Raw genomic sequence first — 19,225 nt, 5'->3', positions numbered from 1 at the left:
GTTTGGACACGGACGACCTCAACGGTTCCCGGCCCAATTGCAACAAGAATGCGAGTGTCCTGTTACATGTTGAGATGCATTTTGCGCAGCCCTTGCTGCAGGCCGGATTGCCATGGATGAGCTTGCCGGGATGGCGTGCTGTCCTACGGCAACATGCGGCCCTGATCCAGTGTGTAGCTGCGGTCGCTGACCAGGCCGGCGAAGTGCGTATTCTGTTCGCAGAGGAGGATGGACATGCCGCGCCGTTTCAATTGCAGGATCATGTTCGCCATCTGCTCCACAATCACCGGGGCCACGCCTTCGGAAGGCTCATCCAGCAACAGCAGGTGCGGATTGCCCATGAGCGTGCGGGCAATGGTCAGCATCTGCTGTTCGCCGCCGCTCATGCGCCCGCCGGGGCGATGCGGCATGGCGCCCAGGTTGGGGAAGAGCGCGAAGAGCGCCTGCGGCGTCCATGCCGGCTCGCCCGCGCGCGCAGGCTGCCGACCGGTTTCCAGATTCTGCAGCACGCTCAGTTCGGTGAAGATGCGCCGGTCCTCGGGCACGAAACCGAGTCCCAGGCGGGCGCGCTGGAACGGGGCCAGGCGCGTGATGTCGCGGCCCTCCAGCGTGACCTGGCCCTGCGTGCCTTCCAGCAAGCCCATCAGCGCCTTGAGCGTAGTGGATTTTCCCGCGCCGTTGCGCCCGGTGAGCGCGACCACTTCGCCGCGCCCCACTTCCAGCGAGAGATCGAACAGGATATGCGCCTGCCCGTAGAAGGCATGCAGTCCCTCGACCCGCAACAATGGCCCACTCATGCCGGGCTCCCGAAGCTGGCACCCGAGCCGAAGTAGACCTCGCGTACCCGCGCGTCCTGGCGCACTTCCTCGGGTGCGCCTTGCGCGATCAACTGGCCGCGCGCGAGCACGATGATGCGGTCGGCAAACGCGAATACCACATCCATGCTGTGCTCGGTGAAGAGTACCGACAAGCCGCGTTCGCTGACCAGGTGGCGCGTCAGGGCCATCAGCTCCTGACGCTCATACGGGGCCATGCCGGCGGTCGGTTCATCCATCAACAGCAGACGCGGCGCATTGGACAGCGCCATGGCCAGCTCGACGCGCTTGATGTCGCCATAGGCCAGCACGCCGCAGGCCCGTCCGGCCTGATCAGCCATGCCGACCTGCGCCAGCAAGGCCATCGCTTCATCGCGCAGGCAAGCCGCAGCGGGACGCCATAGCTGCCACAGCCGGCGACGATGCGAGAGCAAGGCGGCCTGGACGTTTTCGAGCACGGTCAGGGATGCGAAGGCGGCCGACACCTGGAAAGTCCGCCCCACGCCGCGCCGCCAGATGCGGCGTGCATCAAGGCCGGCAATGTCCTCGCCATCGAGCAGCACGCGCCCGGCATCCGGACGCAACTGGCCGTTGATGAGATTGAAGCAGGTGGACTTGCCGGCACCGTTCGGTCCGATCAGCGCCAGCATCTCGCCGGCCGGCAGCGTAAAGGAAACGTCATCCAGCGCGGCGACACCGCCGAAGGATTTGCGCAGGCCATCGATCTGCAGCAGGCTCATGCGCCCTCCTCCCGCTTCAACGGCGCACGCAGGCGGCTGAACGCGCCTGCCATGCCGCCGGGGAACAGCAACACCAGCAGCAGAATCACGCCGCCCAGCAAGGCACGCCAATAATCGGTCTCGCGCGCCACCAGGTCTTGCAGCCAGGTGAACAGCGCTGCGCCCAGCAGCGGACCGAGCAGGCTCTGCACGCCGCCCAGCAAGACCATCACCAGGCCATCCACCGAGCGCCCCACGCTGGCCACCTCGGGCGAGATGCTGCCCTTGGAGAAGGCGAACAATACACCGGCCAATCCGCAGAACAGCCCGGCGATGGCGAAGCCGCCCCATTGCAGGCGGCGCACATCCATGCCCAGCGACTCGGCGCGCACGGCCGCGTCGCGGGCGGCGCGCAAGGCCAGTCCGAATGGCGCATGGATCACGCGCCGCAGGAGAATGACGCCAAGCGCGGCACAGCCCAGGGCCAGGTAGTAGTAGGCCAGCGGCGAGGCCAGCGCTTCAGCGGGACGAATGCCGACCAGCCCGTTGCTGCCTCCGGTCAGGTCATCCCACTGGAAAAAGGTGGCCCAGACAATCTGGGCGAAAGCCAGCGTCAGCATGGCCAGATACACGCCCGACAGCCGCACGCAGAACCAGCCGAACAGGATCGCGCCAGCCATCGCCGCGAGCGCGCCGGCGAGCATGGCCAGCGGCATCGGCCACTGCAGTTTGAGCGTGACCAGTGCGGCGGCATAGGCCCCCAATCCGAAATAGGCGGCGTGACCAAAGGACACCATGCCCCCCGGCCCCATCAGGAAATGCAGGCTGGCGGCGAAGAGGACGGCGATCAGGATTTCCACCATCAGCACCGGCAGATAAGGGAAGCGGCTCGCCAGCAAGGGCAGCGCCAGCAAAGCCAGCAGCGCGGTCCATCCCGCCAGGCGTGCCTTGCGCCCGTGTGTGCGCACCGGCGCGTCATGGCCGGCACCGCTGCGCACCAGCGCCAACGGCTTGCCGAACAGGCCCCACGGGCGCATCACCAGGATGGCCGCCATCACCAGAAATTCCACCACCAGCGTGAGCCGCGAGAGCGAGACCTCGATGCCGAACAAGGAGACATTGCCCAACGCAATGCACAGCGCCTTGACCTCGGCGATCAGCAAGGCAGCGGCGAAGGCACCGCCGAGCGAGCCCATGCCACCGACCACCACCACCACGAAGGCGTTGCCGATGGTATCGAGATCCAGTGCCAGGTTGGCCGGCATGCGTGGCCCTTGCAGCGCGCCGCCCAATCCGGCCAGGAAGCAGCCCAGCGCGAAGACGGCCGTGAACAGCCAGGCCTGATTGACGCCCAGCGCACCGAGCATCTCGCGATCCTGCGTCGCGGCGCGGATGAGCGTGCCCCAGCGCGTGCGGTTGAGCAGCAGCCACAGCAGCCCGAACACCAGCGGACCGATGACGATGAGCAGCAGATCGTATTGCGGCAGCCGACGCCCCAGCAGATGTACGGCGCCGGAGAGCCCTGGCGCACGCGGGCCGAACAGGTCTTCCGGCCCCCAGATCCAGAGCGCGGCATCCTTGATGATGAGGACGAGGGCAAAGGTGGCCAGCAGCTGGAACAGTTCCGGCGCACGATAGATGCGACGCAAGACCACCACTTCCACCACGGCACCCAGCGCGGCCACGGTGAGCGCGGCCAGCAGCAGCGCGCCCCAGAAACCGAGCACCGTGCTGCCCAGCCGCTCCACCAGGCTGTAGGCGACATACAGCCCCAGCATGTAGAACGAGCCATGCGCAAAATTGACGATGCGGGTAACGCCGAAGATCAGCGACAGGCCTGCCGCCACCAAAAACATCGCGGAAGCATCGGCCAGGCCATTGAGCAGCTGGACGGTGAGGCTGGCAAGCGTCATGGCATCAGCAACGGCCGCATTGGAACGTGAGCAAGATCAGCGTGGCAGGTCAATCCGCCGGACGCAGCTTCTTGACCTCGGCATCCGGCAACTGCAGGCTGGCGCCGTCGACATAGCTGAAGCTGGTCATGATGCCCTTGCCGTCCTTGATGCCGGTACGGCCGACGAAAGCGCCCAGCGTGGACTGGTGATCCTGCGGGCGATAGACAATGGAGGCCACCGGCGTCTCCACCTTCAGGCCCGAGAAGGCCGCAGCGAGCTTGTCGGCATCGGTGCTGCCGGCCTTCTTGATGCCGGCGGCAATCGACATCAACGCGCTGTAGCCGACCAGCGAACCATTGCGCGGGTAGTCGTTGAATTTCTTGCGATAGGCGTCCACGAATTTCTTGTGTTCGGGGGTGTTGATGGCGTACCAGGGATAGCCGGTGACGATCCAGTTCTGCGGGGCTTCGTTCTTCAGCGGATCGAGGTATTCAGGTTCGCCGGTCAGCAGCGACACCACCTCCACCTGATCGAACAGACCACGCGTGTTGCCTTCACGCACGAACTTGCCCAGATCGGCGGCGAAGAGTGCATTGAAGATGGCATCCGGCTTGGCATCGGCCAGCGCCTGCGTGACCGCGCCCGCATCGATCTTGCCCAGCGGCGGCGCTTGTTCGGCGACGAATTCCACATCCGGCTGGGCTTGCTTGAGCAGGGTCTTGAAGCTGGCGACGGCGGACTGGCCGTATTCATAGTTGGGATAGACGATGGCCCAGCGCTTTTTCTTCAGCTTGGCGGCTTCCTTCACCACGGACGCCACCAGCATGTAGGTGGACGGACGCAGGCGGTAGGTGTACTTGTTGCCGTTCTGCCAGACGATCTTGTCGGTCAGCGGCTCGGCCGCCAGGAAGAAGACCTTGTGCTGCTTGGCGTAATCGGTGAGCGCCAGGCCGGTATTGGAGAGGAAGCCGCCAAAGAGCAGCGCCACGCGTTCGCGCGCCATCAGTTCTTCGGCCACGCGTACTGAATCGCCGGGGTTGCCATTGTCGTCGCGGGCGATCACTTCCAGCTTCTTGCCCAGCACGCCACCGGCGGCATTGACTTCATCCAGGGCCATCTCCCAGCCCCGGCGGTACGGTTCCAGGAAGGCAGGCTGCGCCTTGTAGCTGTTGATCTCGCCGATCTTGATGGTCTCCTGGGCCTGGGCTGCGCCTGCAGAAAGATTCACGATGGTCGCGGCGCACGCCCACAGCAGGCCGCGCTGGAAGTTGAAATGGTTCACGTCATTCCCTTCTGGTGAGAGTGCCCCGGCCGTTGCGGCGCGCGGGGCGGGCGTAATGATAACCGCTGGCGCGGCCGTGTGCAGATTACTTCACACGCTGTTTTTCCAGCTTGCGCGCCAGGGTACGGCGGTGCATACCGAGGCGGCGCGCGGTTTCGGAGATGTTGAAATCGGTTTCCACCAGCACCTCGTGGATGCGTTCCCATTCCAGGGTCTTGATGGAGGTGGCGCGCGCGGGCAGTTCGACGTCGGAGGCACCGGCCACGTGGCCGAAGGCGGCTTCGATGTCGTCGGTATTGGAGGGTTTGGCGAGGTACTGGCAGGCACCCAGCTTGATGGCTTCCACCGCCGTGGTGATGCTGGCGAAGCCGGTCAGCACGACGATGAGCATGGCCTCATCGTGGGCATGCAGCATCTGCACGCAGGCCAGGCCGGAGGCGTTGCCGCCCAGTTTCAGGTCGACCACGGCATAGCCGGGACTGTGTTCTTTCAGGTGGGCCGCCGCTTCCTCCTGGCTGGCGGCCAGCAGGACGGTGTAGCCGCGACGCTCGAAGGAGCGTCCCAAGGTGCGTGCGAAGGCGGCGTCGTCCTCGATGATCAGAAGCAGGCGATCAGCCGGCATGTGCATTTCCTATTTTTCTACTTTGCCAAAGCCGGTATTGTAAGGCGAGACGGCGCCGGACATCGCCAGCACATGAAGAAAAAGGAAATGATCACGGTCAATGCCGCGTCAGGCGCGGCTTGCGGCACATCAAGCGCCCATCGGATAGTCCGGTGGTTCGCTGCCAGGCTCCGTTTCGGTCAGCGGGGCCAGGCTGATGGCCGACAGCGGCAGCTCAAGCGTCACGCGCGCACCACCCGCGGCACGATTGCTGGCCCAGACGCGTCCGCCCAGCTTGCGCGCCACGTTGACCACGAAGAACAGGCCCAGCCCGCGTCCCGGCTTGCCTTTGGTGGACTGGTAGGGCTTGCCGATCTGGTTGATCATCCAGTCGGGGAAGCCGGGGCCGCGATCGCTCACTTCCATGAGCAGCAGATCCCCTTCCCGCCTCACCTCCAGCGCCAGCCATTGGGGCGAGACCTCGAAGGCGTTGTCCAGCACGTTGCCCAGCATCTGCTTGATGGCCGAGTCGAAGGCGACCGGCACATCCTGCCCGATCAGGTTGCGGTATTCGAAGATCTCCACCGGCCGCGTCTTGCGCCAGTCTTCGGCGACGCTATCGAGGAAGGTGTTGATCGTGGTCTTGATGGACGATTCGCCGCGCGCCTCGCCGGCCGACAGCAACACGCCGCTGACGATGGATTTGCAGCGCTGCAGCTGGGCTTCCATCTCGGCGATGTCTTCCAGCATGTCGGCGCGCTGGCTGATTTCGGGCATGCGCTTCCAGTCACCCAGGATCACTGACACTGTCGCCAGCGGCGTCCCCAGTTCATGGGCTGCTCCGGAAGCCAGCAGGCCCATGCGGACGATGTGGTCTTCCTCGGCGGCACGCTGGCGCAGGTCGGCCAGCAAGGCATCACCGGCGCGCAGGTTGCTGCTGATGCGGGTGATGAAGAACACCATCAGCCCGGCATTGAGCAGGAAGCAGATCAGCGTGCCCTCCACATACAGGCTCAGCAAGCCCGCGTTGTGGTCCGGCGGCAGTGCCAGCGGCTCGGAAAACAGTGCCAGTCCCGCCAGGCAGGCCATGGTCACGGCGACGATGGCCCAGCTCGACCAGGGCTTCAGGAGCACGGCCGAGAGGATGATCTGCATCAGGTACAGGAAGGCGAAGGGATTGGTGATGCCGCCGCTCAGGTAAAGCTGGAAGGTCAGCACCGCCACGTCCACCAGCAAGGCCAGGAACAGTTCGGCATTGGTGGCGATGCGCCGCTCATGCCAGCGCAGGTGGCTGGCAATGTTGAAGGCAATCAGGCAGGACAACACCTCCAGCATGTGCGGCAGCGGCAGGTGCAGGTCGAACACCAGCACCACGAAGGCAATCGTGGAGACCTGCCCCAGCACCGCCAGCCAGCGCAGCTGGATCAGCAGCAGCATGTTCTGGTGGCCGGCCGGGTTTTGCTCGCCCTGGCGCAGGCGCTGCCAGCGCTCGCGCAGGGTCTTGCGCTTGGCGACGGTGTCGGAGGCGGTCATCGCTCAGCCCCTGGCTTGCGCATCCTGGATGCGCTGGCGCCAGCGGCGTTCGTCGCGGATCACCCAATAGCCCGCACCCAGCGACATGAGCGCCAGGGCGTACCAGGTCAGGGCATAGACCAGGTGGCTGTTGTGGAAGGCGATCACGGTCAGGCCACCGACGGGTTTCTGCGCATCAGGAGCGCTGGCGGCATTGGCTTCTGAGGAGGCTTTATCAGCATCGACAAAATAAGGGGCGACCTGCCCTGCTGGCAGAGTTCGGGCTTGTGCAATCGCCTTCACATCGCGCGAATACCAGCGGTTCTGAGCCGCGTCGTTGCTGCGCAGGAAGCCGCCGCCCTGCTCGCTCATGCGCAACAGGCCGGTCACTTCGTTCATCTGCCCCGCTGGCGCATCCGGCAACTGCGTGTCCGCCAGCTTGAGCGGCGAGACCGGTACGAAGCCGCGATTGATCAGCACCAGGCTGCCATCGGCCATCTGCAAGGGCGTCAGCAGCCACGCTCCGCTGCCCAGGTCGGTGCTGGCCTGCACGGCCACCGTCTTGCTGTACAGGTAGCGGCCGCTCAAGGCCACGCGCTTGTATTCATCGCGCTCGGCGGTCACGTTCGGCCAGTCCTGCGCAGCGGGTGGCGCCACCGGCGCGGCGTGCACCCGGGCGTCGACCTTGGCGATCAGGTCCAGCTTCCATTGCAGGCGATAGACCTGCCAGGTTCCCAGCGCAGCGAAGACCAGAAAAGAAAAATCCCGCCAAAAGCGTCAGCAGCAACAAGCTGGCCTTTGTGCGGGATACCGGGGGCGGCTTGCGCCGCCCCGCTTTCTTTGCCTTGCGTCACGCCATCAGTTGGCGTCGGGCTCATTTCGATGGGGCTGCGCCGTGTTGCATGCCTTGCATACCCTGCATCGACTGCGGCACGGTTTCGGTCGGCATGTTTTCAGGCGACATGGTCGGCATCATGTTGTGGTTCAAGTGATACATGACCCACAGCGAACCGGACAGTGCGATCACCACGATGACGACGGTGAAGATCATCGCCAGCATGTTCCATCCACCTTCGGACTTGCTGTTCATGTGCAGGAAATACTTGATGTGCACCACGATCTGCACTGCCGCGAAGACCAGCAATACGATGCCCAGAGTTGCCGGGTTCGCGATGGTCTTGTTCATGACCATCCAGAACGGGATCGCGGTGAGGATCACGGCCAGCACGAAGCCGGTGACGTAATCCTTCATCGTGCCGTGTGCGGCGTGGTCGCCATGACCATGACCGTGGCCATGGTCGTCTTGATGGCCCATCGGTCGGGCCGGGTGTTCTTGGTGGCCGCGGCTCATGGCAGGACTCCCATCAGATAGACAAAGGTGAAGACGCCGATCCAGACCACGTCCAGGAAGTGCCAGAACATCGACAGGCACATCAGGCGACGGCCGTTGGCTTCGGTCAGGCCGTGCTTGTTGATCTGGAACAGCAGCACGATCAGCCAGATGATGCCGAAGGAAACGTGCAGACCGTGGGTGCCGACCAGCGCGAAGAACGAGGTCAGGAAGCCGCTGCGTGCCGGACCTGCGCCTTCGTGGATCAGGTGCAGGAACTCGTACAGTTCGAAGTAGATGAAGCCGGCACCCAGCAGACCCGTGATGATCAGCCAGATGATGGTGTTCTGCTGCTTCTTGGCCTGCATGGCCAGCATGGCGAAACCGTAGGTGATCGACGACAGCAGCAGCAGCGCGGTGTTCAGCGCCACCAGCGGCAGGTCGAACAGCTCGGCGCCGGTCGGACCGCCTGCATAGTTGCGGCCCAGGACGGCGTAGCACGCAAACAGGCAGGCGAAGATCAGGCAATCGCTCATCAGGTAGATCCAGAAGCCCAGCAAAGTGCCGTTCTCCGGATGGTGATGGCGGACGAAATAGCGCGAGCTAGGCGTCGCGTCGGCCGTGTGGTTGATTGCTTCAGACATGGCTATTCAACAGACGTGTGCGCTCTGCTTCGACACGGACGACTTCGTCGGCCGGGATGTAGTAGTCGCGGTTGTAATTAAAGGTGTGCACGATGGTGGCCACGCACAGGGCGACGAAACCAGCCACGGCGGGCAACCACATGTGCCAGATCATGGCGAAGCCAACGGCAGCGGACAGCGCGGCGATGATGAAGCCGGCACCGGTGTTCTTGGGCATGTGGATTTCCACGAAATCACCCAGCGGACGCTGATAGTTGTTCTTCTTCATGTCAGCCCAGGCGTCGTTGTCATGCACGACCGGGGTGAAGGCGAAGTTGTAAGCCGGCGGCGGCGACGAAGTCGACCATTCCAGGGTACGGCCGTTCCACGGGTCACCGGTCACATCGGCCAGCTTCTTGCGGTCGCGGATCGAGACAGCGATCTGGATGATGAAGGAACCGATGCCCAGGGCGATCAGACCGGCACCCAGTGCAGCGACCACGAACCAGATCTGAAGCGACGGATCATCGAAGTGGCTCATGCGGCGGGTCACGCCCATCAGGCCCAGTACATACAGCGGCATGAAGGCCAGGTAGAAGCCGACCAGCCAGAACCAGAACGAGCACTTGCCCCAGAATTCGTTCAGCTTGAAGCCGAAGGCCTTCGGGAACCAGAAGTTGATGCCGGCGAACATGCCGAACACCACGCCGCCGATGATGACGTTGTGGAAGTGGGCGATCAGGAACAGCGAGTTGTGCAGCACGAAGTCAGCCGGGGGAACGGCCAGCAGCACGCCGGTCATGCCACCAATGACGAAGGTGACCATGAAACCGATGGTCCACAGCATCGGCACTTCGAAGCGGATACGGCCGCGGTACATCGTGAAGAGCCAGTTGAAGATCTTGGCACCGGTCGGGATCGAAATGATCATCGTGGTGATGCCGAAGAACGAGTTCACGCTGGCACCCGAACCCATGGTGAAGAAGTGGTGCAGCCACACCAGGTAGGACAGGATCGTAATCACGACGGTCGCATACACCATGGAGGTGTAACCGAACAGGCGCTTGCCGCTGAAGGTCGACACGATTTCCGAGAACACGCCGAAAGCCGGCAGGATCAGGATGTACACCTCGGGGTGGCCCCAGATCCAGATCAGGTTCACGTACATCATGGCGTTGCCGCCCATGTCGTTGGTGAAGAAGTTGGTACCGAAGATGCGGTCCAGAGACAGCATGCCCAGCACGGCGGTCAGCACCGGGAAGGCAGCCACGATCAGGACGTTGGTGCAGAGCGAGGTCCAGGTGAAGACCGGCATCTTCATCATGTTCATGCCCGGGGCGCGCATCTTGACGATGGTCACCACCAGGTTGATGCCGGAAAGCAGTGTCCCTACCCCGGCCACCTGCAAGGCCCAGATGTAGTAATCCACCCCCACGTCAGGGCTGTACAGGATGCCCGACAGCGGCGGGTAAGCCAGCCAGCCGGTGCGGGCGAATTCGCCCACGAACAGCGAGGCCATCACCAGCAGTGCGCCGAAGGTGGTCATCCAGAAGCTGAAGTTGTTCAGGAAGGGGAAGGCCACGTCACGTGCACCGATCTGCAGCGGCACGACGTAGTTCATCAGACCGGTCACCAGGGGCATGGCCACGAAGAAAATCATGATCACGCCGTGGGCGGTGAACACCTGGTCATAGTGGTGCGGCGGCAGGAAGCCGGCATTGTCGCCAAAGGCGATGGCTTGCTGCGCACGCATCATCAGCGCATCGGCAAAGCCGCGCAGCAGCATGACGATGGCCAGCACGATGTACATGATGCCGATGCGCTTGTGGTCGATACTGGTGAACCAGTCGCGCCACAGCATGCCCCACAGGCGATATTTGGTGAGCAGGCCGAGTACTACTATGCCGCCCAGCGCCACCATGGCGAAGGTACCGATCAGGATCGGCTCATGGTATGGAATCGCTTCCAGACTGAGACGACCGAAGATCAGCTTTATCAGGTCAAAATTGTCAGACATCTTTACTTCCCGGGGAAAAAGGAAATGGGGGCGCAGCGGTGTTCTGCTGCGCTGATACGGCTACCAGGCAAGGAAATCATTCGGCCTTTTGCTGGCCCGGTTTCACGTTCAGGTCGGTGGCCATCATCTTGTCCATGCAAACCGTGTTGGGTGCGACGCAACGATTCACGATGGCGTGGAACAGTTCGGGCTCGACGCTGCCGATCAGGCGGGCAGGTTCACGTTCGCTCGGCTGTTCCAGCTTCAGGTATTCGGCACGGTCCAGCTTGCCCGCGCCCGCCTTGGCCTTCTGCACCCAGGCGTCAAAGCCGGCCTGGTCCAGGCCATGGAACTTGAAGCGCATGTGCGAGAAGCCGGCACCACTGTAGTTGGCGGAGAAGCCGTCATATTCGCCGGCCTTGTTGATCACGGCGTGCAGCTTGGTTTCCATGCTCGGCATCGCGTAGATCTGGCCTGCCAGTGCCGGGATGTAGAACGAGTTCATCACGTTGGAGGCAGTGATCTTGAACTGGATCGGGGTATCCACGGGTGCGGCCAGTTCATTGACGGTAGCGATGCCCTGCTCCGGATAAATGAACAGCCACTTCCAGTCCAGCGCCACGACTTCCACCACCAGCGGTTTGACCTGGGGCGACAGCGGACGCTCGGCGTCGATGCGCGAGAGCGGACGGTACGGGTCCAGGGTGTGGGTGGTGATCCAGGTCAACAGGCCCAGGGCGATGATGATCAGCAGGGGTGCGCCCCAGATGACCAGTTCCAGGCGGGTCGAGTGATCCCAGTCCGGCTCGTAGGGAGCGGAAGTGTTGCTCTTGCGATAACGCCATGCGAACAGCAGCGTCAGGATGATCACCGGGACGATGATGAGCAGCATCAACGCGGTCGAGATGACGATCAGGCGTGCTTGCTGGTTAGCGATGTCGCCGGAAGGATTCATCACGACGGTGTTGCACCCAGCCAACAGAAGCGCAGGAAGCAGGAGCAATCCGCGACGGAGGATTTGAGAAACCATGAAGGAAAATTCCAGTCGTATGTATCAGAGCGTGGTAATGTAACGCCAATAAAGTGTGTTGGCGATTGGACGTTTTGTCCCACCCTGTCACTTGCCACCTGCCAGGTTGGGATTTGTAGCACGTACTGCGACTAAACCTCTAACAGTGGGAGACAAAGCCATGGCAAGCACCAGCATCCACAATGGTGAAGGTTCCGGTCAACTCCGGCCTCAATCCAGCAATCCTTCCACTCACCACGAGCACGGCACGATCGAACCCGGCGAGATCGCGGTGGGCGTGGTGATCGGACGCGCGTCCGAATACTTCGACTTCTTCGTTTATGCACTGGCTTCAGTGCTGGTGTTCCCGGCGGTCTTCTTTCCCAACGAACCGAAACTGGAAGGCACGCTCTACGCCTTCGTGATCTTTGCCTTCGCCTTCCTGGCCCGCCCCATCGGGACCACGATCTTCATGGCGATTCAAAAGCACTACGGCCGAGAGGTGAAACTGACGCTGGCGTTGTTCATGCTCGGCTTTTCGACTGCGGGCATTGCGTTATTGCCAACTTACGAACACATTGGTGTGTGGGCCATCATCTTGCTCTCGCTCTTGCGTGTCGGTCAAGGGGTGGCGCTGGGCGGTGCGTGGGACGGCCTGCCTTCGCTGCTGGCGATGAACGCCCCGCCGAACAAGCGCGGCTGGTATGCCGCACTGGGCCAATTGGGCGCGCCGCTGGGCTTCGTGATCGCCGCCAGCCTGTTTGCCTACATGCTGGCCACGCTGACCACGGCCGACTTCCTTGACTGGGGCTGGCGCTTCCCCTTCTATGTGGCCTTTGCCATCAACGTGGTGGCCCTGTTCTCGCGCCTGCGCCTGGTGTCGGCGCCGGAATACGCCAAGCTGCTCGATGAACGCGAACTGGAGCCGGCCGGCGTGGTTGAGCTGGCCACCACCCAAGGCCGCAACATCATCATCGGCGCCCTCGCCGCCCTGGCCAGCTATGCGCTGTTCCACCTGGTGACGGTATTCCCGCTGTCGTGGATCAAACTGTATTCGCTGCGTGAAGCCTCGGCTTTCCTGGTGATCCAGATCTGGGGCGGTGTGATCATGGCAGCTGGCATTGTGGTATCGGGCCTGATTGCGGATCGCTTCGGGCGCCGCAATACCCTGGGTTCGATGGCATTGCTGATCGCTATCCTGTCGGCCTTCGTCCCGAGCTTGATGAATGGCGGCGAATCCGGCCAGAACACCTTTATCCTGATCGGCTTTGCGCTCCTGGGCTTGTCTTACGGCCAGGCTGCCGGCGCCGTGACGGCCAACTTCAAGACCCGTTATCGCTACACCGGCGCGGCCCTGACGTCAGACCTGGCCTGGCTGGTCGGTGCCGGTTTCGCACCGCTGGTGGCGCTGGGCTTGTCTGCGCACTTCGGGATGGCTTACGTGAGCTTCTATCTGCTGTCCGGCGCTGTGGGTTCGCTGGCTGCGCTGAGCCTGAACCGTGCGCTGGAAGGGCGTGATGACTGAAACAGCCTGAACTCCACGTCACTGCTTGCCTGATGAAGAAAAAACCCGGAAGGAAACTTCCGGGTTTTTTAATGGGCGAGGCGCATGTGAGTGAACAATCCTGCGAGCCTCAAGCAGGCGCGCCGCCATTGACCACCTCATGCACGAAGCGCAATTTCTGCAGCACCGGCGTAGACAAGGTGAAGGGATAGGAATCCGGCATGCCAATGCTGCGATTGAGGCTGTTGAGCACATAGGTCAGCGCAAACCACTCGCGGGCCAGTTCGTCAAAGGAACCGGCCGCCACCGGCGGCGCCTTGATGACCAGCTTCTGCTCGCCCTCATGGCGCGGCCGCAACTGCACGCCGCAGGCATAGGCAGTCTCCAGCGTATCGAACATATGAAGATAATGGGCCCAGGTCTCCGCCCAGTCTTCCCAGGGGTGGCTGCTGGCGTAGGCACTGACGAAGTTTTCTTCCCAGTCGGGGCGCGGGCCATTCTCGTAATGAGCCTTGAGCGCTTCGCCATAGTCCTGGCGCTCGTCACCGAACATCTCCCGGAACGGTGTGATCCAGTCGGTTGGCGCCACCAGCCGGTCGAAATAGTAATGGCCGCTCTCATGCCGGAAATGCCCCAGCAGCGTGCGATACGGCTCGGCCATCTGCTCGCGCGCCTGTTCGCGGTAGGCGGGATCGGCTTCGGCAATGTTGATGGTGATGACGCCATCGGCATGCCCGGTCAGCACCCGCTCGCCATGCGGAAGGTCTTGCAGGAATTCGAAGGCCAGGCCGGCTTCTTCATCTTCCATCTTCGGTACCGGCTGCAATTGCAAGGTCCAGAGAGAATGCAGCAGGCGCCGCTTGGCCGTCTCCAGGCGGCTCCACAGCACCCGGTTGTTGCCTTCGTCGAGATTGGGAATGACGCGCGTGAGGCGGCAGGAGGCACACAGTTCGTGCGGCTCGCGCTCATCGAGCATCCAGTTGCAGATGTTTTCGCGCCAGTAGTTGACGCACTGCTTGAACACCAGACCCTCATTCTGCGGCTTGACGCTGCGCCAGCGTCCCGGCCCGGCTTCAGGGACGACGGCGTTGGCGTCCGGCGCCGGTGGGGCTGCCGGCTCCAGCGGCGAAAAGCTGGCAATGGCCTGCAATTGTGGCTGATAACCCAGCATCCAGCCGCAATTGCCACATACGGTGTTTTCGAAGAAGACTTGCGCGCTGCAATTGTCGCAGTGAAAGGTTTTCATGGGCTCCCCCGTTGTTTATCGTCATTGCCAACGAAGCATTGTCGTCGGCATCTGGCGTTTGAAGGGGAAAACCGAGATACGTTCCTGCATGCAGGAACGCAGAAAAGTGAAGCCTGGTGCAAGTTACTGCGCCAGGCCGATGCAAGGGTGAGGCCGGCCGTTCAGCCGGTCAGCCAATCACGCGCAAGGAAAAATCGGTCGCCTGGATATCCTTGGTGAGGCTGCCAATCGAGATGCGATCCACGCCGGTCTCGGCAATGGCGCGCACGGTCTGCATGTTGATGCCACCGGACGCTTCAAGCAAGGCGCGCCCCGCATTGACGGCTACGGCCTCGCGCATCATGTCCAGGGAAAAGTTGTCCAGCAGAATCGATTCGGCACCAGCCTGCAGGGCTTCATTGAGCTCGGCAATGCTTTCCACCTCGACCTGGATGGTCACACCTGCGTTGAGCTTCAAGGCGGCAGCCACAGCCGCAGTGATGCCGCCGGCGGCCGCGATGTGGTTTTCCTTGATGAGGATGCCGTCATACAGCGCCAGCCGCTGGTTGGCGCCACCGCCCACGCGCACCGCGTATTTCTGCGCCAGGCGCAGACCGGGCAAGGTCTTGCGGGTATCGAGAATGGCCGCACGCGTACCCTGCACTACTTCCACGTAACGACGGGTAGCGCTGGCCACGCCCGAAAGCAGTTGCAGGAAATTGAGCGCACCGCGCTCGGCGGTCAGCAAGGCACGAGCCGGGCCTTCGATGGTGCAGACCTCGCTGTCGGCGGCCATCAGGTCGCCTTCGGCATAGCTCCAGCTGACCTGCAGGCGCGGGTCGAGCCGGGTCATGACGGCCTCGAACCAGGGTGCACCGCACAGCACGGCAGCTTCGCGCACGATGACGCGGGCCTTCACGAATTCGTTTTCCGGTACCAACAGGCCCGTGTAGTCGCAGTCGCCCACATCCTCGGCGATGGCCTGGTTGACGTTGGCATCGAAAGCCGCATGCAGCGCGGCATCGAAAGGACCGAAGGGATTGCGCAGGTTGCTGGCAGCGATGGTCGAGGCAGTCTTGAGGGCGTGGAGCGTCATGCGGGGCCGATTCCTGCAAACAGTTGCTGTTCGTCTTCAAGGCGCGCCGAGGGGCGGACCTTGGCCTTGCGCTGGGCGGCGAAGTCCAGCATGCGGTCGATGCAGACCACGGCCTTCTGGCCGATGGCCGGGTCGACGTGGATCTCATTGGCGCCGGTTTCCAGCACGTGCAGCAGGTTCTGCAAGCCATTCATGGCCATCCACGGGCAGTGCGCGCAGCTCTTGCAGGTGGCGCTGTTGCCGGCGGTGGGGGCATCGATGAAACGCTTGCCAGGAGCCGCTGCGCGCATCTTGTGCAGGATGCCATTGTCAGTAGCCACGATGAAAGCCGGCGCATCGGACGATTGCACCGCCGCGATCAGCTGCGAGGTCGACCCGATCACATCGGCCTGCGCCACCACCGCTTCGGGCGACTCCGGGTGCACCAGCACCAGCGCGTCCGGATGTTCGGCGCGCATCAGTTCCAGCTCGACACCCTTGAATTCGTCATGCACCAGGCAGGAACCCTGCCACAGCAGCATGTCGGCGCCGGTCTGCTTCTGGATGTAGCTGCCCAGGTGCTTGTCCGGTGCCCACAGGATCTTCTTGCCCTGGGCGTGCAGGCGCTGGACGATCTCAAGACCGATGCCGGAAGTCACCATCCAGTCGGCACGGGCCTTCACGGCCGCACTGGTATTGGCATAGACCACCACGGTGCGGTCCGGATGCTGGTCGCAGAAGGCCGCGAACTCATCGGCCGGGCAACCCAGGTCCAACGAGCAGGTCGCGTCCAGGTCGGGCATGAGGATGCGCTTTTCGGGGCTGAGGATCTTGGCCGTCTCGCCCATGAAACGCACGCCGGCCACGACCAGGGTCCGGGCGACATGGTCACGGCCAAAACGCGCCATCTCCAGCGAATCCGAGACGCAGCCGCCGGTTTCCTCGGCCAGGTCCTGCAGGTCGCCATCGACGTAGTAGTGCGCCACCAGCACCGCCTGCTTTTCCTTGAGCAGCTGGCGGATGCGCGCTTTCAATTGCGCGCGTTCCTCGGGGCTGGGCGTGGCCGGTACCTTGGCCCACGCATTGGCGGTACAACTGCCGCCGGTCTCCATTTGCGGTCGCTCGAATTCGACGACCTTGGTTGCTGTTGCTTGCATGGCGGTCAACAATGCTGTGCTGATGCGGTTGGGGGAATTATTCGATGCCCTGGCTGGCCAGGTAGTCTTCGTAGCCGCCCTGGAAGTCGATCACCTGGCCGTCCTTCACTTCGAGGATACGGGTGGCCAGCGAGGACACGAATTCACGATCGTGCGAGACGAAGATCAGGGTACCCGCGTACTTTTCCAGCGCGATGTTGAGCGACTCGATGGATTCCATATCCATGTGGTTGGTCGGTTCATCCATCAGCAGCACGTTGTGGCGGCCCAGCATGAGCTTGCCGTACATCATGCGGCCCTTTTCGCCACCGGAGAGCACCTTCACCGATTTCTTCACGTCGTCGCCCGAGAACAGCAGACGGCCGAGGATGCCGCGCACGGCCTGGTCATCGTCGCCTTCCTGGGTCCACTTGCCCATCCAGTCGGTCAGGGTCTCGCCGCCGGCGAATTCCTCGGTCGGATCCTGGGGCATATAGCCTACGTTGGCGTTTTCCGCCCATTTCACCTCGCCCGAATCCGGATGCAGGCCGGTCACGTCGCCGCCGATGCTGCGCAGCAGAGTGGTTTTACCCGCGCCGTTGGCACCGATGATGGCGATCTTCTCGCCGGCTTCGACCATGATGCTGAAGTTCTTGAAGATGTCGCGGTCGTAGGTCTTGGTGATGCTTTGGGTTTCCACGGCCAGGCGATGCAGCTTCTTCTCGCCTTCGAAGCGCACGAACGGGTTCACGCGGGAAGACGGCTTGATGTCCTCGACCTTGATCTTGTCGATCTGCTTGGCGCGCGAAGTCGCCTGGCGGGCCTTGGACTTGTTGGCCGAGAAGCGGCGCACGAAGTCCTGCAGTTCGGCCACTTTTTCCTTGGCCTTGGCGTTGACGGCCAACTGCTGCGCTCGCGCCTGCGATGACGCCAGCATGTAGTCGTCATAGTTGCCGGGATAGATCTTCAGCGTGCCGTAATCCATGTCGGCCATGTGGGTACAGACCTGGTTCAGGAAGTGGCGATCGTGGGAAATGATGATCATGGTGGAATTGCGCTCGTTGAGCACTTCTTCCAGCCAGCGGATGGTGTCGATGTCCAGGTTGTTGGTCGGTTCGTCCAGCAGCAGGATGTCCGGGTTGGAGAACAGGGCCTGGGCCAGCAGCACGCGCAGCTTCCAGCCGGGTGCCACATTGCTCATCGGGCCGGTGTGCTGTTCGATGGGCACGCCCACGCCCAGCAGCAGCTCGCCGGCACGCGCTTCGGCGGTGTAGCCGTCGTATTCGGCGAACTTGGCTTCCAGGTCGGCGGCCTTCATGTAGTCGTCGTCAGTGGCATCCGGATTGGCGTAGATCGCATCGCGTTCGGACATGGCCGCCCACATTTCCACGTGGCCCATCATGACCACATCCAGCACGCGCATTTCTTCATACGCGAACTGATCCTGGCGCAGCTTGCCCAGGCGCTCGTTCACGTCCAGGCTGACGTTGCCGCCCGACGGCTCCAGGTCGCCGCCCAGAATCTTCATGAAGGTGGATTTGCCGCAGCCATTGGCGCCGATCAGGCCGTAGCGATTGCCATCGACGAACTTGACGGAAATGTTCTCGAACAACGGCTTGGCGCCGAACTGCATGGTGATGTTTGCGGTGGATAGCACTGCGAAAACCTTTTCAAAAATGTAACTTGCGTACGCCGGTCAACAACGAAACCACGACGAAACTGCGGCACGCGAAACCCGGCATTTTACCACCGCGAGCCTGCTGCGGCTTGCCTTGCGGGCGGGAGAGCCGGTAAAAAATTGCCAACAACCAATCTTTGTGCGCCTCAGGAGACCACGCACGCTTACAATTGCCCGGAATTTTCGCCCGTCGAGGGCGCTCTGACCCAATTTGCCACTCTGGAAACTGCAAGCATGAAGCGAGTCCTTCTTCCCGCCGCCGTCCTCACCCTGTCCGCTCTGGCCTTGCCGCTGATGCCAGCGCAGGCCGCCGACACCGGTTACAACGTCTGGACCAATGAATACACCGTCTCCAGACAGCAACTGCAGACGGCCATCGCCCCGCAATTCCCGCGCAAGATGCGCTACATGGACATCTTCGACGTGACCTTCAGCAACCCGCGCCTGGGCATGCTGCCGTCCGAAAACCGCATGAATACCGTGGTCGACGCCCAGATTGCCAATCCCCTGCTCCTGCAGCGCCCGGTCAACGCGGTGCTGACCCTGAGCAGCGCATTCAAGTACGATCCGACCACGCGCTCGCTGCGATTGGATGCCCCGAAGGTGGACAAGGTCGACAGCACCGACCTGCCGCCGCAATACGCGCAGCAGCTGACCACCCTGGGCAATGCCGCCGCCGACCAGTTCCTGCGCGACTACGCGCTCTATACCTTCAAGCCGGAACAGCTGCAGATGAACGGCAAGACCTTCGAGCCCGGCAAGATCACGGTCGAACAGGACGCGGTCAAGGTGGAAATCAAGGAAAAGTGACGATTCCTTCACTGA

The 19,225-nt window shown here is 62.6% G+C and carries 16 protein-coding genes and 1 pseudogene; 2 read left to right on the top strand and 15 right to left on the bottom strand.

Features of this window, described 5'->3' with window-relative positions; genetic code table 11:
* Nucleotides 1–143 precede the first annotated feature (143 nt).
* The 11 genes and pseudogenes from ACWHXP_RS07670 to cyoA all read right to left on the bottom strand — a co-directional run bounded on the left by ACWHXP_RS07670 (nucleotide 144) and on the right by cyoA (nucleotide 11,803).
* Nucleotides 144–797 carry an ABC transporter ATP-binding protein gene (locus tag ACWHXP_RS07670; RefSeq protein WP_134136411.1) on the bottom strand — a complete coding sequence of 218 codons (654 nt, stop codon included), beginning with the start codon at nucleotides 795–797 and terminating at the stop codon, nucleotides 144–146.
* On the bottom strand, nucleotides 794–1,555 hold the full coding sequence (locus ACWHXP_RS07665; protein ID WP_489622925.1) for an ABC transporter ATP-binding protein: 762 nt from the start codon (nucleotides 1,553–1,555) through the stop codon (nucleotides 794–796). The genes ACWHXP_RS07670 and ACWHXP_RS07665 overlap by 4 nt, the downstream gene beginning before the upstream one ends.
* Entirely contained in the window at nucleotides 1,552–3,447 is a 1,896-nt protein-coding gene (locus tag ACWHXP_RS07660) for an ABC transporter permease (RefSeq protein ID WP_489634105.1), read from the bottom strand. The genes ACWHXP_RS07665 and ACWHXP_RS07660 overlap by 4 nt, the downstream gene beginning before the upstream one ends.
* A 49-nt stretch (nucleotides 3,448–3,496) precedes the next feature.
* Complete coding sequence (locus ACWHXP_RS07655) at nucleotides 3,497–4,684, bottom strand: ABC transporter substrate-binding protein (RefSeq protein WP_245202040.1); 1,188 nt, start codon at nucleotides 4,682–4,684, stop codon at nucleotides 3,497–3,499.
* Nucleotides 4,685–4,796: 112 nt separating this feature from the next.
* Complete coding sequence (locus ACWHXP_RS07650; protein ID WP_121045563.1) at nucleotides 4,797–5,333, bottom strand: response regulator transcription factor; 537 nt, start codon at nucleotides 5,331–5,333, stop codon at nucleotides 4,797–4,799.
* Nucleotides 5,334–5,462: 129 nt separating this feature from the next.
* Nucleotides 5,463–6,845 (bottom strand): ATP-binding protein, encoded by a 1,383-nt coding sequence (locus ACWHXP_RS07645; protein ID WP_121045564.1) that lies wholly within the window; start codon nucleotides 6,843–6,845, stop codon nucleotides 5,463–5,465.
* Nucleotides 6,846–6,848: 3 nt separating this feature from the next.
* Nucleotides 6,849–7,702 (bottom strand): annotated as a pseudogene (locus tag ACWHXP_RS07640) (SURF1 family protein).
* Entirely contained in the window at nucleotides 7,699–8,175 is a 477-nt protein-coding gene (gene cyoD, locus ACWHXP_RS07635; RefSeq protein WP_039785863.1) for a cytochrome o ubiquinol oxidase subunit IV, read from the bottom strand. Before cyoD ends, ACWHXP_RS07640 begins: the two are co-directional and overlap by 4 nt.
* On the bottom strand, nucleotides 8,172–8,798 hold the full coding sequence (gene cyoC / locus ACWHXP_RS07630) for a cytochrome o ubiquinol oxidase subunit III (RefSeq protein WP_034329230.1): 627 nt from the start codon (nucleotides 8,796–8,798) through the stop codon (nucleotides 8,172–8,174). The genes cyoD and cyoC overlap by 4 nt, the downstream gene beginning before the upstream one ends.
* Nucleotides 8,791–10,794 carry a cytochrome o ubiquinol oxidase subunit I gene (cyoB, locus tag ACWHXP_RS07625; protein ID WP_134222475.1) on the bottom strand — a complete coding sequence of 668 codons (2,004 nt, stop codon included), beginning with the start codon at nucleotides 10,792–10,794 and terminating at the stop codon, nucleotides 8,791–8,793. The genes cyoC and cyoB overlap by 8 nt, the downstream gene beginning before the upstream one ends.
* Before the next feature lie 76 nt (nucleotides 10,795–10,870).
* Nucleotides 10,871–11,803 (bottom strand): ubiquinol oxidase subunit II, encoded by a 933-nt coding sequence (gene cyoA / locus ACWHXP_RS07620; RefSeq protein WP_034331667.1) that lies wholly within the window; start codon nucleotides 11,801–11,803, stop codon nucleotides 10,871–10,873.
* A 160-nt stretch (nucleotides 11,804–11,963) separates the two neighbouring features.
* On the opposite strand from cyoA, the gene ACWHXP_RS07615 reads away from it, so the two are divergent.
* Nucleotides 11,964–13,307, top strand: a complete 1,344-nt coding sequence (locus ACWHXP_RS07615; protein WP_121045569.1) for an MFS transporter — start codon at nucleotides 11,964–11,966, stop codon at nucleotides 13,305–13,307.
* Nucleotides 13,308–13,416: 109 nt separating this feature from the next.
* Here ACWHXP_RS07615 and ACWHXP_RS07610 read toward each other — a convergent pair whose 3' ends face one another.
* The 4 genes from ACWHXP_RS07610 to ACWHXP_RS07595 form a co-directional block, all read right to left on the bottom strand.
* A complete protein-coding gene (locus tag ACWHXP_RS07610; RefSeq protein ID WP_489634107.1) occupies nucleotides 13,417–14,532 on the bottom strand; it encodes a zinc-binding metallopeptidase family protein in 1,116 nt (371 codons plus the stop codon).
* Nucleotides 14,533–14,701: 169 nt separating this feature from the next.
* Entirely contained in the window at nucleotides 14,702–15,607 is a 906-nt protein-coding gene (nadC, locus tag ACWHXP_RS07605; RefSeq protein WP_121045571.1) for a carboxylating nicotinate-nucleotide diphosphorylase, read from the bottom strand.
* Nucleotides 15,604–16,743 carry a quinolinate synthase NadA gene (gene nadA / locus ACWHXP_RS07600; protein ID WP_489634108.1) on the bottom strand — a complete coding sequence of 380 codons (1,140 nt, stop codon included), beginning with the start codon at nucleotides 16,741–16,743 and terminating at the stop codon, nucleotides 15,604–15,606. The genes nadC and nadA overlap by 4 nt, the downstream gene beginning before the upstream one ends.
* A gap of 37 nt (nucleotides 16,744–16,780) precedes the next feature.
* On the bottom strand, nucleotides 16,781–18,379 hold the full coding sequence (locus ACWHXP_RS07595; protein WP_489634109.1) for an ABC-F family ATPase: 1,599 nt from the start codon (nucleotides 18,377–18,379) through the stop codon (nucleotides 16,781–16,783).
* Nucleotides 18,380–18,634: 255 nt separating this feature from the next.
* Here ACWHXP_RS07595 and ACWHXP_RS07590 point away from each other — a divergent pair, with 255 nt between their 5' ends.
* Nucleotides 18,635–19,210 carry a DUF1439 domain-containing protein gene (locus ACWHXP_RS07590; protein WP_489634110.1) on the top strand — a complete coding sequence of 192 codons (576 nt, stop codon included), beginning with the start codon at nucleotides 18,635–18,637 and terminating at the stop codon, nucleotides 19,208–19,210.
* Nucleotides 19,211–19,225 lie beyond the last annotated feature (15 nt).

The sequence above is a fragment of the Herbaspirillum sp. Her2 genome (assembly GCF_057961375.1).
This window is presented reverse-complemented; position numbering and strand designations above follow the sequence as displayed.